The organism is Streptomyces sp. NPDC007905, from assembly GCF_042959345.1.
Lineage (GTDB): Bacteria > Actinomycetota > Actinomycetes > Streptomycetales > Streptomycetaceae > Streptomyces.
Genome location: NZ_JBIBKS010000025.1, coordinates 31,951 through 55,238, shown reverse-complemented (window position 1 = coordinate 55,238; position 23,288 = coordinate 31,951). Strand labels below are relative to the sequence as shown.

17 protein-coding genes and 1 pseudogene are annotated in these 23,288 nt (G+C 72.1%); 13 read left to right on the top strand and 5 right to left on the bottom strand.

Features of this window, described 5'->3' with window-relative positions; genetic code table 11:
* Positions 1–51: 51 nt before the first annotated feature.
* The 3 genes and pseudogenes from ACFZDC_RS34175 to ACFZDC_RS34165 form a co-directional block, all read right to left on the bottom strand.
* Positions 52–870, bottom strand: a complete 819-nt coding sequence (locus ACFZDC_RS34175) for a hypothetical protein (protein WP_391329937.1) — start codon at positions 868–870, stop codon at positions 52–54.
* A complete protein-coding gene (locus ACFZDC_RS34170) occupies positions 852–1,211 on the bottom strand; it encodes a hypothetical protein (protein WP_391329935.1) in 360 nt (119 codons plus the stop codon). The genes ACFZDC_RS34175 and ACFZDC_RS34170 overlap by 19 nt, the downstream gene beginning before the upstream one ends.
* Before the next feature lie 361 nt (positions 1,212–1,572).
* Positions 1,573–2,254 (bottom strand): annotated as a pseudogene (locus tag ACFZDC_RS34165) (HdeD family acid-resistance protein).
* A gap of 419 nt (positions 2,255–2,673) precedes the next feature.
* Between ACFZDC_RS34165 and ACFZDC_RS34160 the strand changes: the two are divergent.
* Positions 2,674–3,366: a CBS domain-containing protein gene (locus ACFZDC_RS34160; protein ID WP_391329934.1), complete on the top strand. Its 693-nt coding sequence runs from the start codon at positions 2,674–2,676 to the stop codon at positions 3,364–3,366.
* Positions 3,367–3,720: 354 nt separating this feature from the next.
* Positions 3,721–4,911 (top strand): cytochrome P450, encoded by a 1,191-nt coding sequence (locus tag ACFZDC_RS34155; RefSeq protein ID WP_391329933.1) that lies wholly within the window; start codon positions 3,721–3,723, stop codon positions 4,909–4,911.
* An 11-nt stretch (positions 4,912–4,922) separates the two neighbouring features.
* Here ACFZDC_RS34155 and ACFZDC_RS34150 read toward each other — a convergent pair whose 3' ends face one another.
* Positions 4,923–5,945: a Gfo/Idh/MocA family oxidoreductase gene (locus tag ACFZDC_RS34150; RefSeq protein WP_391329931.1), complete on the bottom strand. Its 1,023-nt coding sequence runs from the start codon at positions 5,943–5,945 to the stop codon at positions 4,923–4,925.
* A gap of 130 nt (positions 5,946–6,075) precedes the next feature.
* On the opposite strand from ACFZDC_RS34150, the gene ACFZDC_RS34145 reads away from it, so the two are divergent.
* From ACFZDC_RS34145 to ACFZDC_RS34105, 9 genes are all read left to right on the top strand, one after another.
* Entirely contained in the window at positions 6,076–6,813 is a 738-nt protein-coding gene (locus ACFZDC_RS34145) for a UTRA domain-containing protein (RefSeq protein WP_391330024.1), read from the top strand.
* 197 nt (positions 6,814–7,010) lie between these two features.
* Positions 7,011–8,012, top strand: a complete 1,002-nt coding sequence (locus ACFZDC_RS34140; protein ID WP_391329929.1) for a substrate-binding domain-containing protein — start codon at positions 7,011–7,013, stop codon at positions 8,010–8,012.
* Positions 8,009–9,052: an ABC transporter permease gene (locus ACFZDC_RS34135; protein ID WP_391329928.1), complete on the top strand. Its 1,044-nt coding sequence runs from the start codon at positions 8,009–8,011 to the stop codon at positions 9,050–9,052. The genes ACFZDC_RS34140 and ACFZDC_RS34135 overlap by 4 nt, the downstream gene beginning before the upstream one ends.
* The gene (locus ACFZDC_RS34130; protein WP_391329927.1) at positions 9,049–9,840 is read left to right on the top strand and encodes an ATP-binding cassette domain-containing protein; all 792 of its coding nucleotides are present in this window, start codon (positions 9,049–9,051) and stop codon (positions 9,838–9,840) included. Before ACFZDC_RS34135 ends, ACFZDC_RS34130 begins: the two co-directional genes overlap by 4 nt.
* A 96-nt stretch (positions 9,841–9,936) precedes the next feature.
* Complete coding sequence (locus tag ACFZDC_RS34125; RefSeq protein WP_391329925.1) at positions 9,937–11,082, top strand: ROK family glucokinase; 1,146 nt, start codon at positions 9,937–9,939, stop codon at positions 11,080–11,082.
* Complete coding sequence (locus ACFZDC_RS34120) at positions 11,079–11,660, top strand: sugar kinase (RefSeq protein ID WP_391329923.1); 582 nt, start codon at positions 11,079–11,081, stop codon at positions 11,658–11,660. The genes ACFZDC_RS34125 and ACFZDC_RS34120 overlap by 4 nt, the downstream gene beginning before the upstream one ends.
* Before the next feature lie 96 nt (positions 11,661–11,756).
* Entirely contained in the window at positions 11,757–14,600 is a 2,844-nt protein-coding gene (locus ACFZDC_RS34115; RefSeq protein WP_391329922.1) for an SNF2-related protein, read from the top strand.
* Positions 14,597–16,621, top strand: a complete 2,025-nt coding sequence (locus ACFZDC_RS34110) for an SWIM zinc finger family protein (protein ID WP_391329921.1) — start codon at positions 14,597–14,599, stop codon at positions 16,619–16,621. The genes ACFZDC_RS34115 and ACFZDC_RS34110 overlap by 4 nt, the downstream gene beginning before the upstream one ends.
* A gap of 186 nt (positions 16,622–16,807) precedes the next feature.
* Positions 16,808–17,080, top strand: coding sequence for a hypothetical protein (locus tag ACFZDC_RS34105; protein ID WP_391329920.1), 273 nt, complete (start codon positions 16,808–16,810; stop codon positions 17,078–17,080).
* Positions 17,081–17,360: 280 nt separating this feature from the next.
* Here the strand turns inward: ACFZDC_RS34105 and ACFZDC_RS34100 are convergent, their stop codons facing one another.
* Positions 17,361–21,749 (bottom strand): CHAT domain-containing protein, encoded by a 4,389-nt coding sequence (locus ACFZDC_RS34100; RefSeq protein ID WP_391329919.1) that lies wholly within the window; start codon positions 21,747–21,749, stop codon positions 17,361–17,363.
* A 239-nt stretch (positions 21,750–21,988) separates the two neighbouring features.
* Between ACFZDC_RS34100 and ACFZDC_RS34095 the strand changes: the two genes are divergently transcribed.
* Together ACFZDC_RS34095 and ACFZDC_RS34090 are read left to right on the top strand one after the other, a co-directional pair.
* Positions 21,989–22,324 (top strand): hypothetical protein, encoded by a 336-nt coding sequence (locus ACFZDC_RS34095; RefSeq protein WP_391329917.1) that lies wholly within the window; start codon positions 21,989–21,991, stop codon positions 22,322–22,324.
* Entirely contained in the window at positions 22,321–23,259 is a 939-nt protein-coding gene (locus ACFZDC_RS34090; RefSeq protein WP_391329915.1) for a hypothetical protein, read from the top strand. The genes ACFZDC_RS34095 and ACFZDC_RS34090 overlap by 4 nt, the downstream gene beginning before the upstream one ends.
* Positions 23,260–23,288: the final 29 nt, after the last annotated feature.

The following is a 23,288-nucleotide window of genomic DNA, read 5'->3' as shown; positions in this document are numbered from 1 at the left end:
CTGTCGCGGGCCGTCGACCCGACGCGACGACGCTTCGTCGGGGGCGTCGTGTCACGGGCCGCCGGACGCGGTGCCACGCCTGCGGACCGGCGGCCCGGACGGAGTCCGCCAGCGTCGCGGCGCGGGAGGGGCGGCAGCGGCGAGCCGCTTGTGGAGCGTGGGGGCCAGCTGCAGCCCCACCTCGGCGGGGGCGGCGGCCGACGGAAGCGTGACACCCAGCGAGCGCGCCACGGGACGCAGGCCGACGTCGACGGCGCTCTCCACGAGTGCGGCCATCTCCGTCGTGTGCTGCCGGGCGAGCACCCATCCGGCGCACAGCACCACGCCACCGATCACTGCGGCCGGCCACCACCAGCAGCCCAGGACCAGGTAGCCCAGTCCCCAGGCACCTACGATGGTGGCGGACTCGACTGCGGTGATCACGGACCGCAGTTCCTTCCGCATGTGCGGAGCCAGGACGAGCCAGAGCCGGGGCCAGAGCAGCTCCAGGTCGATCCGGTAGTAGTCCGACACCCGCTGCTCGACGTCCCGCATGTGCCGTCCCAGGGACCCCGGCCACCGGGCGAACCACAGGAGGAGCACCGCCTGCCCGGTCATCCTCGCCGTCAGGCCGGCCAGTGCCGCCAGCACGATCAGCCCGGCCGCGATCGCTCCCAGGGTGCCGGGGCGGGTGTCTTGCGCGCCGTCGTACCAGCCGGAGACGGTATCGGCCAGGTGCTTCCGGTCCGTGGCATGGCTCTGGCCCAGGGCGGAGCCCAGCCAAGCGGCGGCGACGAACAGGCAGCCGGGGAGGGTGAGCAGGGAGAGCCAGCGCTCGGCGACTTTGCCGCCGAGCCCGGCGAGGAACCCCGTCACGACGGCGATGTCCACTTCTCGGGCATCACAGCCCCGTTGACCGAGCAGCGGCGTTGCTCCTCAGGTGCGCCCGCCTCGGCGTCGCGCGAGCAGACGCCGTTCGGGCAGACGGCCCGCAGGACCGCGCCCTTGCCGCCCCGCAGTCCCGGGAGCGTGACGTAGCCCCCGCCGCGGGAGGCATCGACCTCCTGGCCCATGGACCACAGGACGGCACCGAGCCGGTCCGTACAGTCCTCACCCCGGGCCGCAGCGGCCACGCATGCCTCGAGTTCGGCCCGCTGGGCCTCCGTCTCCGCAACGTCCCGCAGTTCGTCCAGGTAGGTGCAGCACCACGCGATGAGGTCGGATCCGGCCACTGCTTCTCTCCCCGTGCCGACCGTGCAGCCACGGCCGTTCTTTTCCGTCTCCGGCAATCTCCGAGAAGCATAGGGAAGTTGAAGACCCAGCGCACCGGCCACCGAGCGAATCCGTCAGGGCACTCCGGGTACCGAGGACGGGCGACGCGGGGTCCGCAGTGGGGGGGAGCCCGGCCGGTGCCCCGTCCAGCTCCCGTCGCGGGAACTGGACGTCCTCCGGGAGTACGCAGGTCGAGAGGCGAACTCTCCGCACTCAACTTTTGCGTGTTCGTTCGTGTGTGAGCGTGACGGCTCGTCCGCCGGCGGTCCACGGAGGTTGTGATGTCGTCACTCCCTCCTCCGGCCGATCCTGCTTCGCCGGTCAGTGCTGGGGGTGCGGACGTGTGTGGAACAGGCGGCGCCGCTGGGCGGTCGTACCGGCAGCCAGATGACCGATCTCGACGCGTGTCCTGATGGCGCGGACCACCTCGGTCAGGCCGACGACGATGGCCATGACGCCCACTACCAGGGTGAGTGTCGCGATCGGGGCGAACGGCATGACGATCATCACGATGCCGGCCATGGTGCCGATGATGCCGAAGGCCACGTGCCAGCCACGCGCCGGCATGGTCTGATCGGAGGCCGCCGCGATGGTCTCCAAGGTGCCCCGCCCCTGGCAGCCAGCCGAAGCCGATCCACAGGGCAAGCAGGAAGACCGACTCGAGCGGCCCCCGGAAGCAGACCAGTCCCAGCAGAATGGAGGCCGCGCCGGTGATGAAGTGCAGTACGCGAAGGTGCCGGGGTACGGAGGTGCCGAACGCGGCCGCGAGTTGGAAGGCACCGGTGGCCAGCAGGTAGACGCCGAAGAGCACGCCGACGACGCGGAGCGTCTCACCCGGCCAGAGCAGGGCGATGACGCCCAGGGCGATGGTGGCGACGCCCAGGGTGAGCAGGATCTGCCGGCCCGCGTTCGCCAGGGCGGCCATGCCTTCGGCCAGGGGGCCCTCCTGTGGTTCGGTGCCGCGTGAGGGGAGGGGACCGGGGGAATCGGAAGGAGATGTCATGGCACCCTGCCTCCTTCTGTGAGCAGGCGGTCACTTCATTACCCGTCCATCGCCACCTGAGCCTCATGTTGCTCGGCGGGAAGGGTCGGGGGTGAGAAGCCGACGAGGCATACCGAGCACGCTCCTCCGTCCTGCGTGAGCCGGGTGCGTGTTCCCGGCCCCACCGGTGCCGGCCGCACCGGCAGAGTCGCGGAAGATCCGACCCTCCGGCCTGCTGCGGATCTCTTCGGAGGCTGCCTCCGGGCCGAGGTCCAGGGCGTCCGTGGGACGGCCGACCCTCCCGCGCCGGGCCGAACGTCACTGGTCGCCGGAACGGCGCGGTGCTGTCATGGGTGGAGAAGAACCGGTGCGTACGCGCCGGCGCGCCGCACCGTTCCGCCCGGGCGGCGCGGGACAAGCGGAGCGGAGGAGGCCATGCCATGCTGCACCGCCGCACGGTCGGTGACGTGATGACCAAGGAGGTTGTCACCCTCCGCGCCGATACACCACTGCAGCAGGTCGCCGCCCTGTTGGATGCGAACGACATCGTCGCGGCCCCGGTCGTCGACGACGACGGCGCTCCCGTCGGCATCGTGTCCGCGTCCGACGTACTGCGGCACGAGACCGGCATACCCGATCCACAGGGCCGCGACGGGAACGACGAACGTGCCTGGAGCAAGGCGCGGGCCCGGTCCGCGGGCGCCCTCATGAGCAGCCCCGCCTTCACCGCCCACGCCGACTGGACGATTCCCCGGGCCGCGCGCGAACTGCGCAGGCGGCACGTCAGGCAGCTGCCGGTGGTCGACGACGACGGGATGCTCGCCGGTATCGTCAGCCGCAGCGACCTGCTCGACGCCTTCATCCGTTCCGACGCCGAGATCCGTGGCGAGATCGAGCAGGACGTCCTCGGGCGCATCCTCGGCCTGGACGAGGGCACCGTCGCGGTCGAGGTACGAGACGGTGTCGTCGTCCTTCGCGGTCATCTCCCGGAACCGCGTCTCGTCCCGGTCGTCGTGGGCCTGTGCCAGGGCGTCGACGGTGTCGTCGCCCTGGAGGCCCACTGGGGCGGGCCTTCACTCGGGGGGAGCCGTGGCAGGGCGCTGCCAAGTCTGGACAGCCCCCTGCCCGAGTGATCGTCAGGACCTGTGGAGGTGCGTGGTCAGCTGATCGTCAGCCGCCGTCTGATCTCCTCGTCGTGTCATTGGTCGGTGGGGTGAGGCCGGCCGCAGCGGCAACGGCGGTCGATGCCTCCGGGGGCACCGCCGGTGAGGGTGTGCAGTCCGGGATCGGACAGCACCACGGCCAGCTCGTCGCGTGCTCGACCTGCAGGGGACGTAGGACCAGCCTGTCGGTGTGGACGGGTCCAGATCGCCCTGCTGGTGTACGACGCGGGATTTCTGGAGGACGGGCACTGAGCGGGCACCCCGGGCGTTGTCCCTGTACCGGGACGTGCCCGGTGAGCCTCGGGGGAGTCCGGAAGGGGAACGATGGACAGGCAACGGGTGGTCGACCTGGGGGAGTTCGGGGACGAGTTCCACCGCGATCCGCATCCGGTGTACGCCCGCCTGCGCGAGCAGGGCCCCGTGCACCGGGTCCGGCTGCCGGGAGCGGACGCGGGCTACGAGACCTGGCTGGTCGTGGGGTACGAAGAGGCGCGGGCGGCCCTCGCCGACCCCCGGCTGGCCAAGGACGGTGACAAGATCGGCGTGACCTTCCTGGACAAGGAAATGATCGGCAAGCACCTGCTGGCCACCGACCCGCCTCAGCACACCCGGCTGCGCGGCCTCGTGACCCGGGCGTTCACGATGCGCCGGGTGGAGCAGCTGCGTCCACGGATCCAGCAGATCACCGACGAACTGCTGGACGAGATGCTGCCGCGCGGCCGCGCCGACCTCATCGACTCGCTGGCCTATCCGCTGCCGATCACCGTCATCTGCGAACTCCTCGGCGTGCCGGACATGGACCGCGCGGAATTCCGGAAGATGTCCACCGAGGTGGTCGCACCCACCGACGGGGACACGGAGTACGAGGCGGTCACCCGCCTCGGTGAGTACCTCACCGGGCTGATCGAGGACAAGCGGTGCGCCGGACCGACCGACGACCTGCTCAGCGACCTGATCCGCACCACCGCCGAGGACGGCGACCGGCTCTCCCCGCAGGAACTGCGCGGCATGGCCTTCCTGCTCCTCATCGCCGGCCACGAGACCACCGTCAACCTCATCGGCAACGGCGTCCATGCCCTCCTCACCCACCCCGACCAACTGGCCGCACTGCGCGCCGACACGAGCCTGCTGGACGGTGCCGTCGAGGAGATGCTGCGCTTCGAGGGCCCGGTGCAGAGCGCCACGTTCCGTTTCGCCGCCGCGCCCCTGCGGATCGGCGGCACGGCGATCGAGCAGGGCGAGCACGTGGTGATCGGCCTCACCGCCGCCCAGCGCGACGGCGGCCGCTACAGCGACCCGCACCGGTTCGACATCCGCCGCGACACCCGCGGCCACCTCGCCTTCGGCCACGGCATCCACTACTGCCTGGGCGCACCCCTGGCCCGCCTGGAGGGCCGTATCGCCGTCGGCACCCTGCTGGAGCGCGCCCCCGGACTCGCGCTCGACGGCTCGCCGGGCGAGTGGCTGCCGGGCCTGCTGATGAGGGGGATGCGCAGCCTTCCGGTGCGCTGGTGAGCGGCACGGGTTCAGCCGTACGACGGCTGGACCGGGTCCTGGATCTCCGCCAGCCGTACCGGGCGGCGCTCGCGCCGGGACACCTCGCAGGCCTCGGCGATCCGCAGCGCCTGCAGGGCCTCACGGCCGTCGCAGGGGTTGGGCCGCTGACCGTGCAGCACGTCGACGAAGGCGCACAGCTCGGCCTCGTACGCGGGCCCGAACCGCTCAAGGAAGCCGGTCCACGGCTTGTCCGCGGCGGGTGGCCCGGTCGGCTCGGTGGATGCGACGGGCGTGCGGTCGTCCAGGCCCACGACGACGGTGTCCCGCTCCCCGGCCAGCTCCATGCGGACGTCGTAGCCCGCGCCGTTCAGCCGGGTCGCCGTAGCCGTGGCCAGCGTCCCGTCGTCCAGCGTGAGCAGGGCCGCACCGGTGTCCACGTCACCGGCCTCCCGGAACATGGCGGCTCCGGCGTCCGAGCCGGTCGCGTACACGTCCACCACCTCACGGCCGGTCACCCAGCGCAGCACGTCGAAGTCGTGGATCAGTGCGTCCCGGAACAGCCCGCCGGACAGCGGCAGCCACTCCGGCGGGGGAGGGGACTGGTCGGAGGTGGTCGCCCGTACGGTGTGCAGCCGCCCCAGCCGTCCCGAGCGCACCGCGTCCCGGGCGCCCGCGTACCCCGCGTCGAAGCGCCGCTGGAAGCCCATCTGAAGAACCGTTCCGGCTGCCTCGACCTCGGCGAGCGCCTGCAGTGTGCCCGGCAGGTCGAGGGCGATCGGCTTCTCGCAGAAGACCGGCAGGCCCGATCGTGCTGCCCGACCGATCAGTTCGGCGTGCGCCGCCGTCGCGGTGGTGATCACCACCGCGTCCACGCCCCACTTGAAGATCTCGTCCACCCCGGGCGCAGCCGTCTCGCCCAGGCGGTGCGCCAGCGCCTGGGCCCGCGACGGATCCGCGTCCGTGAGGATCAGCGATCCGACCTCACGGTGGCGGCTCAGCGTGTTCGCATGAATGGTGCCGATGCGGCCCGTACCGATGACCCCGATGCGCATGGAAACAAAGTGAGGGCGGACCCCGTACGCTGTCAATACAAATGTCCGGACAACCGGACTACACAACTTCCCGTCAACCATGCACGGGGCTACGCTCGGGCCCGTGCCGAAACCAGATGTGGACCCGACCGTGTCACTCGACCTCCGTGTGGACCGTAGTTCCCCGGTGCCGTTGTACTTCCAGCTCTCCCAGCAGCTGGAGGCCGCCATCGAGCACGGCAGTCTCACACCCGGCAGTCTGCTGGGCAACGAGATCGAGCTGGCCGCCCGGCTCGGCCTGTCCCGGCCCACCGTCCGCCAGGCCATCCAGTCCCTCGTCGACAAGGGTCTCCTCGTCCGTCGCCGGGGCGTGGGCACCCAGGTCGTGCACAGCCAGGTCAAGCGCCCCCTGGAGCTGAGCAGCCTCTACGACGACCTGGAGGCGGCCGGCCAGCGGCCCTCGACCAAGGTCCTCGTCAACACCGTCGTCCCCGCCTCCGCCGGGGCCGCCGCCGCGCTCGGCGTCCCCGAGGGCGGCGAGGTCCACCGCATCGAGCGGCTGCGCCTCGCGCACGGCGAGCCGATGGCCTACCTGATCAACCAGCTGCCGCCCGGCCTGCTCGACCTGGACACCGACCAGCTGGAGGCCACCGGCCTGTACCGGCTGATGCGCTCCGCCGGAATCACCCTGCACAGCGCCCGCCAGTCCATCGGTGCCCGCGGCGCCACGAGCGCCGAGGCGGAGCGGCTCGCCGAGGCGGAGGGCGCCCCGCTGCTCACCATGCAGCGCACCACCTTCGACGACACCGGCCGCGCGGTCGAGTTCGGCGACCACACCTACCGCCCGAGCCGCTACTCCTTCGAGTTCCAGCTGCTCGTCCGCCCCTGAGAAACCACCGGCGGTTCGTCGCAATGTCCGGACAATGCGACCGCTGTGTGCTCCCCGGTCATGTCATGGGTGTTCCCTGTGTTCGATACTGAAGCGTTCGGGGCCGGCGAGGTCGCCGCGGGGATGCACCCACGGTGAGATCGCCCGCCCCTCGCGCACGTCGGAGCACAGCACACGGCAAGAAGGGGCACGGCCTCGTGGCACGGTTTCGGACCTGGGTAGGCATCGCGGTGGCGGGGGCGCTGAGCATGTCCCTCGCCGCCTGCAGCAGCACCGGCGGCAAGCGGGCCGAGGACGCCCGCGAGGCCGCCGCCCAGGGCAGGGCGGCGGTGAACACCCCGCGCTGGACCTTCGCGATGATCACCCACTCGGGGGACGGCGACACCTTCTGGGACATCGTGCGGAGCGGCGCCAAGCAGGCCGCCGTCAAGGACAACATCAACTTCCTGTACTCGCACGACGACGAGGCCCAGCAGCAGGCTCAGCTGGTGGACGCGGCGGTCGACAAGAAGGTCGACGGGATCATCGTCACCCTCGCCAAGCCCGACGCCCTCAAGGCCGCCGTGGCCCGCGCCGAGAAGGCCGGCATCCCGGTGGTCACGGTGAATTCCGGCTCCGAGGAGTCCAAGGCCTTCGGCGCCCTCACCCACATCGGCCAGGACGAGACGATCGCGGGCGAGGCCGTCGGTGACGAGCTGAACAAGCGCGGCAGGAACAAGGCCCTGTGCATCCTGCACGAGCAGGGCAACGTCGGGCACGAGCAGCGCTGCGACGGCGTCGCGAAGACCTTCCACGGCACCGTCCAGAAGCTCTACGTCAACGGCACCGACATGCCCGATGTGCAGTCCGCGATCGAGGCCAAGCTCCAGGCGGACAAGTCCGTCGACGCCGTCGTCACCCTCGGTGCCCCCTACGCCGACACCGCCGTGAAGGCGAAGGGGGACGCGGGCAGCAAGGCCGAGGTCGACACCTTCGACCTCAACGCCAAGGTCGCCGCCGAACTCGAGGACGGCACCCTCGGCTTCGCCGTGGACCAGCAGCCGTACCTCCAGGGCTACCAGGCCGTCGATCTTCTGTGGCTGTACAAGTACAACGGCGACGTCCTCGGCGGCGGCGAGCCGGTCCTCACCGGCCCGCAGATCATCACCAAGGACCAGGCGGCCGCGCTGGCTCAGTACACCGAGCGGGGCACCCGATGAGCGCGGTCACCGACGAGAAACTGCTCGACGAAAGGATTCTGCAGAGCTCGCCGCTGCGGAAGCTGGTGTCCCGGCCCGAGCTGGGCTCGGTGGCCGGCGCGCTCGCCGTCTTCGGCTTCTTCGCCCTCGCCGCCGACGGCTTCCTGCGCGCCGCCAGCCTCAGCACGGTCCTGTACGCCTCCTCGACCATCGGCATCATGGCCGTACCGGTAGCACTGCTGATGATCGGCGGCGAGTTCGACCTCTCGGCCGGAGTCCTCGTGACGTCCTCCGCGCTGGTCTCCTCGATGTTCAGCTACCAGATGACGGCGAACACCTGGGTCGGCGTCGGCGTCTCGCTCCTGGTCACCCTCGCCGTCGGCGCCTTCAACGGCTTCGTGCTCACCCGCACCAAGCTGCCCAGCTTCATCGTCACGCTGGGCACCTTCCTGATGCTGACCGGCACGAACCTCGGCTTCACCAAGCTGATCGACGGCACGGTCTCCACCAAGACCATCGCCGACATGGAGGGCTTCCCGAGCGCCCACGACGTCTTCGCCTCCACCCTCACCCTCGGCGGCGTCGACTTCAAGGTCACCATCCTGTGGTGGCTCGGCCTCGTCGCCCTCGCCTCCTGGATCCTGCTGCGCACCCGCGCCGGCAACTGGATCTTCGCGGTCGGCGGCAACCAGGACGCGGCCCGCGCGGTCGGCGTCCCGGTCGCCGGGACCAAGATCGGCCTCTACATGGGCGTGGCGTTCGGCGCCTGGATCTCCGGCCAGCACCTGCTCTTCTCCTTCGACGCCGTCCAGTCCGGCGAGGGCGTCGGCAACGAGCTGATCTACATCATCGCGGCCGTCATCGGCGGCTGCCTGATCACCGGCGGTTACGGCAGCGCGGTCGGCTCGGCCGTCGGTGCCCTCCTGTTCGGCATGACCAGCAAGGGCATCGTCTTCGCCGAGTGGAACCCCGACTGGTTCACGTTCTTCCTCGGAGCGATGCTGCTCCTCGCGACCCTGCTCAACGCCTGGGTCCGCAAGCGCGCGGAGGCGACGACATGACCGGGACCACCGAGCGCACGCCGCTGGTCGAGCTGACCGGCGTCAACAAGCACTACGGCACCGTCCGCGCCCTGGAGGGCGTCTCGCTGGAGGTCCACGCCGGGGAGATCACCTGTGTCCTCGGCGACAACGGCGCGGGCAAGTCGACCCTGATCAAGACGATCGCCGGCCTGCACCGGCACGACGGCGGCACCCTGCGCATCGACGGCGCGGAGACCCGCCTGTCGTCCCCGCGCGAGGCCCTGGACCGCGGCATCGCCACGGTCTACCAGGACCTCGCGGTCGTCCCCCTGATGCCGGTCTGGCGCAACTTCTTCCTCGGCTCCGAGCCCCGCAAGGGCGTGGGCCCCTTCAAGCGCCTCGACATCGGCTTCATGCGCCGCACCACCCGCGAGGCCCTGCTCCGCATGGGCATCGACCTGCGGGACGTCGACCAGCCCATCGGCACCCTCTCCGGCGGCGAACGCCAGTGCGTGGCGATCGCCAGGGCGGTCCACTTCGGCGCGAAGGTCCTGATCCTGGACGAGCCGACGGCGGCGCTGGGCGTGAAGCAGTCCGGTGTGGTCCTGAAGTATGTGGCGGCGGCACGGGACGAGGGCCTGGGTGTTGTTCTGATCACCCACAACCCGCACCACGCGTATCTGGTGGGCGACCGGTTCGTGCTCCTGAGGAGGGGCGCGATGGTGGGCCAGTACACACGAGACGAGATCACGCTGGACGAGCTGACCCGGCAGATGGCCGGCGGATCCGACCTGGAGGCCCTGCGCCACGAACTGCGGCGCGGTTGAGGGGCACGGGGCCGTGCCGGTGCGCGGCTCCACCGCGCGGACGCCTCTCCCGCCCCGTACGGCACCTGAAGTCGCTGTGAGGCAGAATCGAGCCCGATGAGCACCTACCGCGACCTCACCGCCCCCATCGGCTCCCGCCGGGCCCCTGTGCTCCGTACGGTCGGGACAAGGGAACGCCGCTCCCATCTGACAGCACCCCGGGTGCCCACGGTGGGCATCGACATCGGCGGCACCAAGGTCATGGCCGGCGTGGTGGACGCGGACGGCAACATCCTGGAGAAGCTCCGCGCGGAGACCCCGGACAAGTCCAAGAGCCCCAAGGTCGTCGAGGACACCATCGCCGAACTGGTCCTGGACCTCTCCGACCGGCACGACGTGCACGCGGTCGGCATCGGCGCCGCCGGCTGGGTCGACGCCGACCGCAACCGCGTCCTGTTCGCCCCCCACCTGTCCTGGCGCAACGAACCACTGCGCGACCGCCTCGCCGGCCGCCTGTCCGTGCCGGTCCTCGTGGACAACGACGCCAACACCGCCGCCTGGGCGGAGTGGCGCTTCGGCGCCGGCCGCGGCGAGGACCACCTGGTCATGATCACGCTGGGCACCGGCATCGGCGGCGCGATCCTGGAGGACGGCCAGGTCAAACGCGGCAAGTTCGGCGTCGCGGGGGAGTTCGGCCACATGCAGGTCGTGCCCGGCGGTCACCGCTGCCCGTGCGGCAACCGCGGCTGCTGGGAGCAGTACAGCTCCGGCAACGCGCTCGTCCGTGAGGCCAAGGAGCTGGCGGCGGCGGACTCTCCGGTGGCCTACGGGATCATCGAACACGTCAAGGGCAACATCGACGACATCACCGGCCCGATGATCACCGAGCTGGCCCGCGAGGGCGACGCCATGTGCGTGGAGCTGCTCCAGGACATCGGCCAGTGGCTCGGCGTCGGCATCGCCAACCTCGCCGCGGCCCTCGACCCGTCCTGCTTCGTGATCGGCGGAGGCGTCAGCGCCGCCGACGACCTGCTCATCGGCCCGGCCCGGGACGCCTTCAAGCGGCACCTCACCGGCCGCGGCTACCGCCCCGAGGCCCGCATCACCCGCGCCCAGCTCGGCCCCGAGGCCGGCATGGTCGGCGCCGCCGACCTGGCCCGGCTGGTCGCCCGGCGGTTCCGGCGGGCCAAGCGGCGCCGGGTGGAACGCTACGAGCGCTACGAGCGGTACGCCCAGGCCCGCCGCGACCAGGACACCGCATGACCGCATCGCTGCCCCATCAGGCCGCGCCCCCGGACGAACCGCGCCGGCCGGCCGAGGACCCGCGCCACAAGGCCAAGCGCAGGGCGCTGACCCTGCTGATCATCGGGCTGCTCATCGGCGTCCCGGCGGGCTACCTGGTGATCTCCGCCAACCAGAGCCGCAACAGCGGCAAGGACAAGGAGGCGAAGTACTCGGCGACCGGCCTCACCCCGGGCTGGCCGTCCAAGGTGCAGCGCCGCCTCTACCAGGTGGCGGTCCCGCACCCCGCCGACTACATCGCCTACTACGAGACCAACAACTGGAAGACCAGCCGCCTGTACGTGCAGTTCCGCACCACCAACGCGGGCCTGGACAGCTTCCTCGGAGCCATGGGCGTGCGCCGGGACGAGCTGAGGAAGGACGACATCACCATCGGCGCCCGCGACCGGAAGGTCTCCGGCTGGAACTTCACCGGTCCGGGGCCATGGACGGGACTCACCCACAAGCAGAAGAACCCGGCGCCCACCCAGGACGTGCTCGTCAACACGTCCGACCCGAACTATCCGATGGTGTACGTCGTCTCCCGCACGGTCCCGTAACCGGGGCCCAGGCCGGTCGCCGGAGCCGAGTGTCGGACCCCGCCCGTAGAGTCGAAGACGTCCGATCCGACCGACGGGCAGGAGGTGGCAGGACGTATGAGCGGCGGCACGGCCCCGGTGGCCGGGCACACGGGAGGTTCCCGGGAGGCCGGGGACCCGGTCCCGGTGCGCCTCGCGTCCGTCTACCTGCCCGCGCCCGTCCCGCGTGAGGGCCGCGTGGCCTTCTGGGACCCCGACGGCGGCCCGCTCCCGGACGCCGACACCGACGAGCTGACCGTCGTACGACGCCATGGTGCGAACGTGCGCCGCCGGCAGGTGCCCGCACTGACCCTGCCGCTCGCCGAGGCACTGCCACTGCTGGTCCGGGCCCGCCGTGATCCGGCCGCCCACCCGGCCACGGCCTGCTGGGGTGCCGCCGCGCTGCACGCGCTGCGGCTGGTCGCCCGCGGCCGCCTGCTGCCCGGCCTGACTCCGAGCGGCCACGACGCCTGGCGGGCCGGCCCGCTGGAACCCGACGACATCGCCCATCTGCGCGCGGTGGCCGCGGCCCTGCCCCCGGAGGGCCACGCCGTGCCGCTGCCGGACCCCGGCCCGCTCCGCCTGCCCGAGCCGGAGGCCCTGGTCCGCTCCTTCCTGGACGCGGTCACCGACACCCTGCCCCGCACCCCGGCCGCACCCCTCACCTCCGGCCGTCCCTTCGCCGCACGCGAACCCCAGGCACTGCCCGCCGCCCACGACTGGGCCGCGGAGGTCGCCGCAGGCATGGACGCGGGTGTACGCGTCTCGCTGCGCCTGGACCTGTCCGCCTACGACGTCTTCGACGCCGGTGCCGCCGACGGCGCGCGCGCCGCGGGAGCGGCGATCGTCCAGGTGCACAGCCTCGCCGACCCGACCCTGATGGCCGACGCCGCCGCCCTGTGGGCCGGGGAGGCGGAGGCGGCCTTCGGGCCACGCGCGCGCGTGGACGCCGCCCTCGCCGTGCGGCGCGCGGCCCGGGTCTGGCCGCCCCTGGACCGGCTCGCCGAGCAGGAGGTCCCGGACGTCCTCGCGCTGTCCGAGGAGGAGCTGGGCGAACTGCTCGGCGTGGCGGCCGGCCGGCTCGCCGCCGCCGGGGTGGCCGTGCACTGGCCCCGGGACCTCGCCCGCGACCTCACCGCCGCCGCGGTGGTGCGGCCCGCGCCCGGCTCGGCGACCGACGGCACCGGATTCTTCGAGAGCGAGGACCTGCTCCAGTTCCGCTGGCAGCTGGCGCTCGGCGGGGAGCCGCTCAGCGAGGCCGAGATGGACGCGCTCGCCGAGGCCCACCGGCCGGTCGTACGGCTCCGGGACCGCTGGGTGCTGGTCGACCCGGCCCTGGTCCGCAAGGCCCGCAAACGGGAACTGGGCCTGCTCGACCCGGTCGACGCACTGTCCGTCGCGCTCACCGGCACCGCCGAGGTCGACGGCGAGAGCGTCGAGGCCCTCCCCGTCGGCGCGCTGGCCGCCCTGCGGGACCGCCTCACGGCCGGCCTGCGCCCGGCCGAGCCGCCCGCCGGCCTCGCCGCCACCCTCCGCGACTACCAGCTCCGCGGCCTGGCCTGGCTCGACCTGATGACCTCCCTGGGGCTCGGCGGCTGCCTCGCCGACGACATGGGCCTCGGAAAGACGATCACGCTCATCGCCCTGCACCTCAAGCGCGCCCGCACCGAGCCGACCCTCGTGGTGTGTCCCGCGTCCCTGCTGGGCAACTGGCAGCGGGAGATCACCCGGTTCGCGCCCGGTGTCGCGGTCCGCCGCTTCCACGGCCCCGACCGCACCCTGGAGGACCTGACCGGAGGCTTCGTCCTCACCACGTACGGCACGATGCGCTCCACGGCGGCCCAGCTCGCCGAGCAGCCCTGGGGCATGGTCGTCGCCGACGAGGCCCAGCACGTGAAGAACCCGTACTCCGCGACCGCCAGGGCGCTGCGCACCATCCCGGCCCCCGCGCGCGTGGCCCTCACCGGCACCCCGGTGGAGAACAACCTGTCCGAACTGTGGGCCCTGCTCGACTGGACGACCCCCGGACTCCTCGGCCCCCTGAAGTCCTTCCGAGCCCGGCACGCACGCGCGGTGGAGAACGGCGAGGACCAGCAGGCGGTGGAGCGCCTGGCCCGCCTGGTACGGCCGTTCCTGCTGCGCCGCAAGAAGTCCGACCCCGGCATCGTCCCCGAGCTGCCGCCCAAGACCGAGACGGACCACCCGGTGCCGCTCACCCGGGAACAGGCCGCGCTGTACGAGGCGGTGGTGCGCGAGTCGATACTGGCCATCGAGACCGCGGAGGGAATCGCCCGCCGGGGCCTGGTCCTGAAGCTGCTCGGCGCCCTGAAGCAGATCTGCGACCACCCGGCGCTGTACCTGAAGGAGGACCCGCGCGCCGACCGGCTCGCGGCCCGCTCCGGCAAACTCGCCCTCCTGGACGAGCTCTTGGACACCCTGCTCGCCGAGGACGGCTCCGCGCTGGTCTTCACGCAGTACGTCGGCATGGCCCGGCTGATCACCGCCCACCTGTCCGCCCGCGCGGTCCCCGTCGACCTCCTGCACGGCGGCACCCCGGTGCCGGAACGCGAGCGCATGGTCGACCGCTTCCAGAGCGGTGAGACCCCTGTCCTCGTGCTGTCCCTGAAAGCGGCCGGCACGGGCCTGAACCTCACCCGGGCCGGCCACGTCGTCCACTTCGACCGCTGGTGGAACCCGGCCGTCGAGGAACAGGCCACCGACCGCGCCTACCGCATCGGCCAGACCCAGCCCGTCCAGGTCCACCGCCTGGTCACCGAGGGCACGGTCGAGGACCGCATCGCCGAGATGCTGGCGTCCAAGCGCGCCCTGGCCGACGCCATCCTCGGCTCCGGCGAGTCGGCCCTGACCGAACTGACGGACCGCGAGCTGTCCGACCTGGTCTCGCTGCGGAGGACCTCGTGACCGCCGGCGAAGAGCGGCCCGGCGACGCCGCCCGGCGTGCCCTGCGGGCGGCGCGGGAACGGGCGGAGGCCGAGCGGGAGGAAGCCGCGGAGGCGGCCGAGCGGGTCGCGGAGGAGGCCGGCACCGTGAGGCCGAGGCCCGCGGATGCCGTGCGGGCCGCCCTCCGGTCGACGGCGCCCGCCCGGCAGGACGAGGACGGTAAGACGGGGACCGGTGACGTCGACGAGACCGGCGGCTCCCGCGCGTCCGGTGCCGGGGAGGAGACCGGTGCCACGACGGAGCCCGGCGACGCGGGTGACCCGGACTCGCCGCGGGCCGCCCGCACCGCCGGGCCTGCGGGCCGCCCGGCCGACGTGGCCAGACAAGCACTCCGGTCCGCCCGCCGGGAGGCGCTGCGGGCCGAGGCCGCGGAGGCGGCCTCCCGGCGTGGGACGCGGACACCGGCGCGGCCCGCCGTCCCTCCGCCCACCCCCGCACGCCCCGGCGAGGAAGCCCGGACCGCCCGCGTCAACGCCGCCCGCGACATGCGGCAGTTCCTCACGAACGCCTTCCGCATGCCCTCCTGGGCCGACACCCCGGAGGAGACGGACGACACCGGCACGGACACCCCCGAACGCGACACCGACCTCATCGAACACCGCTCCGCGGCTGCTCCCGCGCCGGAGCCCGGCCAGGCACCACCCCCGCGCACGCACCACCGTCCCACCGAGCTGCGCCCCCCGGACACGGCGGCTCCGCAGATCCCCGCCACCATGGCCACCCCCCACCGCGACACCGAACTGCGCCGCACCTTCCCGGCGTTCGCGCCCCGGCCGGCCTCTTGGGAGGATTCGGCGTTCGCCGAAACCTGGTGGGGCAACGCCTGGATCGACGCGCTGGAGCGGGGCGCGCTGGACATCAAGCGGCTCGCCCGCGGCCGGGGTTACGCGGACCAGGGGAATGTGGACGCGATCACCGTGACCCCGGGCACGGTGCTGGCGTACGTACGCGGGAGCCGCCCACGCCCGTACCGGGTGCAGGTGCGGCTGCGCACGCTGGAGGACGAGGACTGGGAGCGGTTCCTGGACGCCGCGGCAGACCGGCCCGGGCACATCGCGGCGCTGCTGGACAAGGAGTTGCCCCAGTCCCTCGCCGACTGCGGTGTCCCCCTGCTGCCCGGACCGGGGGACCTCGCCCCACGCTGCAGCTGCCCCGACTCCGGCCACCCCTGCAAGCACGCGGCCGCCCTCTGCTACCAGACGGCACGCCTGCTCGACGCCGACCCCTTCGTGCTGCTCCTGCTGCGCGGCCGGGGGGAGAAGGACCTGCTCGACGCGCTGTCCCGCCGCAGCGCCGCCCGCGCGGCCCGCGCCGCCCAGGAGGGACCACCGCGGGCCCTGCCCGGCGTCCGCGCCGCCGACGCCCTCGCCCCGCGTCAGCTCCCGCCGCTGCCACCGCCGTTGCCGGTGCCGCCGCACCCCGAGCAGCCACCGGTGTACCCGGCGGCGCCCGGCGGCCCGGACCCCTTCTCGCTGGACCAGCTGGCGACCGACGCCGCCGCCCGCGCCCACGCGCTGCTCGCCACCGGCCGTGACCCGGTCGGCGAACTGACCCTCTGGCAGGACGCCGTACGCCTCGCCGCCGCCCGGCCCGGATCCGGTCTGACCGCCACCACCCGCGCCCTGTACTCCACGCTCGCCGAGGCCGCCGGCCGCACCCCGGCCGACCTGGCCCGCGCGGTCGCCGCCTGGCGGCAGGGCGGGCTCGAGGGGCTGGCCGTGCTGGAGGAGCCGTGGGACCCGCCGGCCGGCCGCTTCGACCGGGCCCGCCCGCTGCTGCTCGCCGCCGACCTGCCGGCGTTCCGTCCCTGGCGCAACCGCCTCACCCACCCCCGCGGCCACGTCCAGCTCCGGCTGGGCCGCGACGGCCTGTGGTACGCCTACGAGTCGGAGCCGGGCCACGACGACTGGTGGCCCCGGGGCACGCCCGACCTGGACCCGGTCGGCTCCCTCACGGGCCTCGGCACCCCGGACGACCTGTGAGCAGCGGCGGCCGCCGGACGGTGCCATCGAGGCATCGAGGCGTCGGCCGGTCGCTGCACCGCCGGCCCGGGCTCAGAAGGTGAGCACCAGCCCGTCCCCTCATGCCGCCCGCCTCCAGCAGCCGGTGCGCTGCGTGCTGGGTCCGCCGTGCGAGAGCTGGGGGGAACTGTCATTACCTGGAACGGCATGACCTTCCCCGCCCGCGTGACCAGCGGCTTCATCGAGGGTGGCCGCAGCCTGGACCGCTGCCGCAGCGCCTGTGTGAACATCGCCCGTATCGACCATCACTCGGACCAGATGCTGGCCGCCGCGGAGAACCTGCGGATGCAGGCCCTGTCCCCGCTGGTTCCCGAGCTGATGTCCGAACGGCTCCGGTCCAAGGCCGAGCACCTGGAAGAACTTGCCGCCCAGCACCGGGCTACGCGCATCACCCTTGGGGATGGGACGACGAGTGAGTGAGGACCGCACCGCCGAACGCAAGAACATCCGGGCGGCCATCGACCGGTTGCTGGCCGGCACCCCGCTCCGGTCGGACGGGGCTTTGACCGCCGTCTCACTCGCCGCCGAGGCCGACGTCAAGCGGCACGTGCTCACCCACCGGCGCGCCGACCACAAGGACGAGTCCTACGCCCGCGTTCGGGCCCAGGGCCAGGTGCCCGGCAGCGAGCGCAAGCTGCGGCAGGAACTGAAGGAGACCAAAGAACGACTGGCCGAGGTACTAAGGCGAGCGCCGCCGCAGTCAGGCCCCTGCATGGATGTAGGGCGCCCACAGCCACGGTGTCGCGTGAATCTTCTGCTCCTCAATAAGTGTTCTGAGAGTCTGGTGCAGGGCGATCGCGGCGTCGTCGACGTTCAGGTCGCCGGCCGCGTCCCGCAGCGCGGTGTAGAACCCGGTGGCGACGTCGACGGCCATTTCGTCGTCGATGGGCCACAAGGTGCCGATCACGTGCGGGTAGCCGGCCAGCTGCATGGCCCCGGCCAGGTGGATCGCCTCGTCCAGCAGGTCGACGGCGTGGTTGGCCGAGGTGTTGCACGCCGACAGATAAGCCAGGCGTGCCGTGTGGAAGTCGACCGGAGCCAGGGCCGCGACGGTGAGCGGATGATCCCGGTGGTCGTGCAGCAGAAGACGGCTGTTCGAGGGGTTGTCGGCGTCGCTGACGCCGTGGCAGGCGAAGTGAGCGATCGTGCAGGACGACATCTCCGCGAGGACGCGTTCCCGCGTCGGCGGGGCCTGCGCCGGCGCGCCCTGCTGCGGGCCGCTGAGCGTCACAGGGCTGGGCAGCAGCTCGGCCAGGCGCGCGGCCTCCATGGGGATGTGCCGCAATTCCGCGCCGCGTAGCTCCTCCGGCAGGTCCGGGGTGGTGGGCATGGCGACGATCAGCGAGGACGCCGCCGTGACGTCCGGGCGGGGCCGGCGGGCGTGGCCCAGAGCCCGAACGGTCGGAGTGTGGGAGGACACGACACGATCGGCCACCCTCCGCCGGCCCGGGTCGGATTTGTGTTCGTAGTGTCCGGCGGCGTGCAGCGGCAGGAGTCCCAGCAGGCCGCCGGTGGCCCACCACACCCGCGGCCAGGCCGCACCGTCGAGCGGTGGGTGGCGGTGCCCCAAGTGATCCAGCACCGGTTCGGCGACCTCGTCCCACAACCAGGCCAGCGTGTTCAGCAAGGCCTGACCCGCTTCGCGGCGCACGTCTTCCAAGCCGTAGACGTCGTCCAGCCCCCGGTGGAAGGCGTCGATGTGCTCGACCAGGGCCTCCGGTGTCAGGCCGGGCAGTGGCACCGCGGTGACGCCGTCGGTGGTGAGGATCAGGGCCGCGCTGTGGTGGAAGCTGACGGTGAAGCCGACGATCGGTCCGGCCGCTGCCTGGGCTCGCAGCTGTTCCATCGATGGCGGCAGGCCGAAGGACTCGAAGCCCGGCAGCGCACGGATCCGCTCCAGGACCGCCGCCAGCTCGACCGCCCACGCGGCGCGGGTGCTGCCGGCCACCGCGCCGTCGGCCGGGTCGGCGGTGACGCGACGACCGTCGGACTCGGCGTCCAGCAAGGTGCGCAGCTCGGTGAGCCTGCGGGCCAGTTCGGGGTGTTCGGCTTGAAGGTCGGTGACGTCGCTGCGCAGGCCCATGGCCCGGCTGAGCAGCACTCCACGCCCGGCCTCCAACAGCGCCAGAGCCCGCTCGGCCCGCTGGCCTGCGGGTTTGGAGGTGTCGAGCAACGCCAATGCTGCCGCATCGGAGGACAGGCCGCTGAAACGCCTGAGCGCGAACTGGCGGTCGTCACGTCGCAGTCGGTCCGAAGCGATCTCGGGCAGCAGGCGTACGGCCTGTTCGAAAAGATCGGCGGCCCGGCCGGGGTCGGTGACCCCGATCAGCGTCCCCGCCTGAAGCACGGCGTCGATCCGGTCGGTCGGAGGCGCTGAGGGCAACGAGGCCGCCTGCTCGAGGAAGTCAGCGGCCCGCTCCGCGGCCGCGGGGTCGGCGCCACGCTCGGCCTGGATCCGCAGCCCGTTGCCAAGCAAGGTGAGCATGAGGGCACGGCTGGCGTGGTCGTCCGCGGTGGTCTCCACAGCCAGCGCCGCCACACGGATGGCCTCGTCCAGGTCGGCCGGCTCACCGGTTCGCTCGAAACGGGCCTGCAACGCAGTGCTGAGGTTGGTCAGCATGAGGGCACGATCGGCGTGGTCCTCGGCGGTGGCCGCCACGCCGAGGGCGGCCACCCGCACGGATTCGTCCAGGTCGGCCGACGCGCCGGTGTGTCCGAACCGGGTCCGCAGGGTGACGCCGAGGTTGGACAGGAACCTGGTGCGTTCCGGACGGTCGTCGGGGCAGCTCTCCACGGCCAGGGCACCCAGGCGCACGGCTTCGTCGAGGTCTGCCGGATCGCCGGTGCGCTGGAACCGGGACGTCAACGCGACGCTGAGGTTGGACATCCAGGTGCCGCGGTCGGGGTGGTCCTCGGCGAGGGTCCCCAGGACGAGCGTGCCCACGCGTACGGCTGCGTCGAGGTCCGTCAGGCTACCGGTGAGCTCGAAACGGGTGAACAGGGCCGCGCCGAGATTGGTCAGTCGCTTGATGCGGTCCGGATCGCCGTCAGGGGTGGCCGCCACGGCCAGGCCGCCCATCTCCACGGCCCTGTCCAGGTCGGCCAGTGCGCCGGTGCGCATGGCCCGCGTCCGAAGCGCGTTGCCCAGGTTGGCCATGGTGAGGGCCCGCCCGGGGTAGTCCTCGGGAAGGCTCGCCAGGACCAGGGTGCCCATGCGTACGGCTTCGTCGAGGTCCGCGAGCGCCCCGGTGCGCTCGAACCGGGCGTGCAGCGCGGCGCAGAGATTGGACAGCCATTTGGCGCGGTCGGGATGGTCGTCGGCGGTGGTTTCCACGGCCTGGGTCATCATGCGCACGGCCTCGTTCAAGTCGGTCAGCGCGCCGATACGCATGGATCTGGCGAGCAGTGCGGCACCGAGGTCGTTCAGGATGCTGGCCCGGTGGGGATGGCCGTCGGTAGCGGACTCCACGGCCAGGGTCGCCACCTCCACGGCTCGGTAGAGGTCCGGCAGCGCATCGGTGCGCAGGAACCGCGTTCGAAGCGCGCCGCTGAGATTGGTCAGGATGAAGGCCCGGTTGGGATGGTCCGGGGGCGTGGCCTCGACTGCCTGGGCCGCCACCTCCACGGCTTGGTCCAGATCGGCCAGGACGTCTGTCCGGTCGAAACGGGCTCGCAGCGCTTCCGCGAGGTTGGACAGCATGGTGACGCGGTCGGGGCTGTCGTCGCCGGCGGCCTCGGCGGCCAGGGTCTGCAGGCGTACGGACTCTGCCAGGTCGGCCTGTGAGCCGATGCGTTCGGATCGGGCCTTCAACGCGCCCGCGAGACTGACCAGCCTGGCGGGGCGGCCGGGATGGCCTACGGGGGTGCGTTCCACGGCCAGGGTCGCCATGTCCACGGCCTTGTCCAGGTCGTCCAGTGCACCGGTGCGGGCGTACCGGGTCCGTAGCGCGTTGCCCAGGCTGGACAGCCACGTGGCGCGGCCGGGGTGGCTCTCGGCAGTGGTCTCCACAGCCAGGGTGCCCACGCGGACGGCCTCGTGCAGATCGCTAAGCGCGCCGGTGCGTTCGAATCGGGCCAGCAGCGAATCCGAGAGATTTGACAGCATCATGCCGCGGCCGGGGTGGTGACCGGGGCTGTTTTCGACGGCCAGGGTACCTACGCGGATGGCTTCGTTCAGGTCTGTCAGCGCACCGGTGCGCTCGAACTGTCGGCGCAGCGCACCACCGAGGTTGGTCAGCATGATGGTGCGGCTAGGGTGACTCTCGGGGGCGGTGTTCAGAGCCAGAGTGCCCAGACGTACGGCCTCGTTCAGGTCGGCCGGATCGCCGGTCCGCCCGAACCGGGCCAGCAGCGCGATGCTGTGGTTCGCCAGCATGGCCGGGCGATCGGGATAGTTCTCCGGCGCTGTTTTCACGGCCAAAGCCCCTAGGCGCACGGCCTCGTTCAGATCGGCCGGCACGCCTGTGTGCTCGAACCGGGTCCATAACGCCTCGGCGAGGATGGAAAACAGCGCGGGGGCCTCGAAGCAGCTCTCAGGGATGATGTCCAGCGCCAGGGTGTCCATGCGGATGGCCTCATTGAGGTCTTCGAGCACACCTGTGCGCTGGAAGCGCATCAGCAAGGTCGTACCGAAGGCGCAGAGCAGAGCCGGACGGTTCGGGTGATCCTGGGCTGTGGCGTCGATGATGCGCCGCCACTGTTGGACGGCCTGTGTCACCAGCTCTGGATCCGGGGAGAACTGCGCCCGTTGGCTGAGCTCCATCGTGCTTGCCGCGGCACGCTGCACCAGGTCGGGGATCACTTCCTCCGGCAAGTCCTGGTTCCCGGCCAGAAAGCATGGATCGAACGAGGAAAGGGCCTGTTCCAGCGCATGCTGATCCGCGCCGTGGGGCAGCGCGCCATACCGGTACCAGTGCAGCCAGCCGAGCGTATGGCAGCACTCGATGTCGCCCGGTCCACCTCCGGCCTGTCGCAACTGTTCGGCAAGAGCGCCGACACCGGGATCCAGCGCCAGTGCGTAGTCCCGTGTCTGCCGGATCTTGGCCAGGAGCTCCCTGACCTGCGTAAACGCCTCAGTCCTGCGATCCATGCGGTCCCCCCACCCCGGTCCTTCTGGTATGTCGGACGCCACCGTATCGGCACTGATCGTGATCATCGGAGTACTTACTGGAATCATGGAATCGTCTCAGAAGCCACACGGCTCTGGCCTATGCTGGCCCGGACCGGCCGCGCTCGGCGGCCGACGCCGGGGGGATCGCCGTGAACCAGGCCACAGGTCGGTCCGCCGACCAAGTCGCCCGAGGGCTCGCCTATGTCTGCGAACATCGCTTGTATATAGAACGGACCATCGCCGAGAGCTCGGACGACCAACGCGCGGCGCTGACCAGGCTGACCGATCCGGCCGGCACCACGGATGTCGCCGCCGACCTGGAGAAGATCCATCGCGCTCTGCGTACCGCTCGCGACTCCCTGGGCATCTACGGCCAGGCTGGTGTTCGTAGCCTGGTTCACGCCGTCGGGGTCGAGCAGGAGCCCTTCGAGCCCGTGCTGCGCTGCCCCCGGCGCGAGTACCCCTGCACGCGCTTCGCCCAGCCCGGTCCGGGAGCCGTTCCCAGGTGTGAACTGACCGGCATGGAGTGGACCCGGGGCGAGTTGCAGCAGTGACCGGGTTTCTGGGCCAGCTCGGCCAGAAACTGGCGGAGCGCTGGCTGACCCTGTTGGTCCTGCCCGGTGCGCTGTATCTGGCCGCCGTCGCTTGCGCCCGCGCCCTGGGCCAGACCCATCCGGTCGCCGTCGGCCGCGTCAGCGGCCGGATCACCACCTGGTCCCATTCGCGGACCGCGGCGACCACTGCGGGGCAAGTGCTGCTGTTGGCCGGAATCTTGGCCGGCGCGGCGGCCGCCGGGCTGGCCGCCCAAGCTCTCGGCTCCGCCATCGAGCGCGGGGCGCTGGCCGCGGACTGGGGCCAGTGGCCCTTCCCGGCACGTAATCTCGGGGCCTGGCGCACTGCCTCGCGCCGGGCGCGATGGGAGGCCGTGCACAAGGAATACAGCGACCTGTACCGGGCTGCCGCGCGGCCCGGCGCCACGGTCACCGACGAGGACCGAGACCGCCGACTGGCCGCCTGGCATGGAAGAACCCGTATCGCCGCCGAGTGCCCGCAACGGCCGACCTGGAGCGGCGACCGCATCAACGCCGCTGCCGTACGCCTGAAACGGGACCGCCACCTGGACATGGGTACGCTGTGGCCACACCTGTGGCTCACCATGCCGGAGACGACCCGCACCCAGATCACAGACGCCCGGCAGGACCTGACCCGAGCCACCGCGCTCGGCGGCTGGGCCGTGCTGTACGCCGCGCTGACATGGTGGTGGTGGCCAGCAGCGGTCCTGGCCGCGGTACTCGCCACCGTCGCACGGCACAGAATCCGCGCCGCAACCGACACCTACGCCACCTTGTTGGAGGCCGCAGCCAGACTCCACACGGGCGAGCTCGCGGCCGCCCTCGGTGTCAGCGACGTCGATAGCACGGGCGCCGAGAGCGGCGACGTGGTCATGAGCCTGCTGAGACCCCTGCCGCCACCCCTGGTCGGGGACTGACGGAGACGGGGTCTTCTGCACGGGTCGGC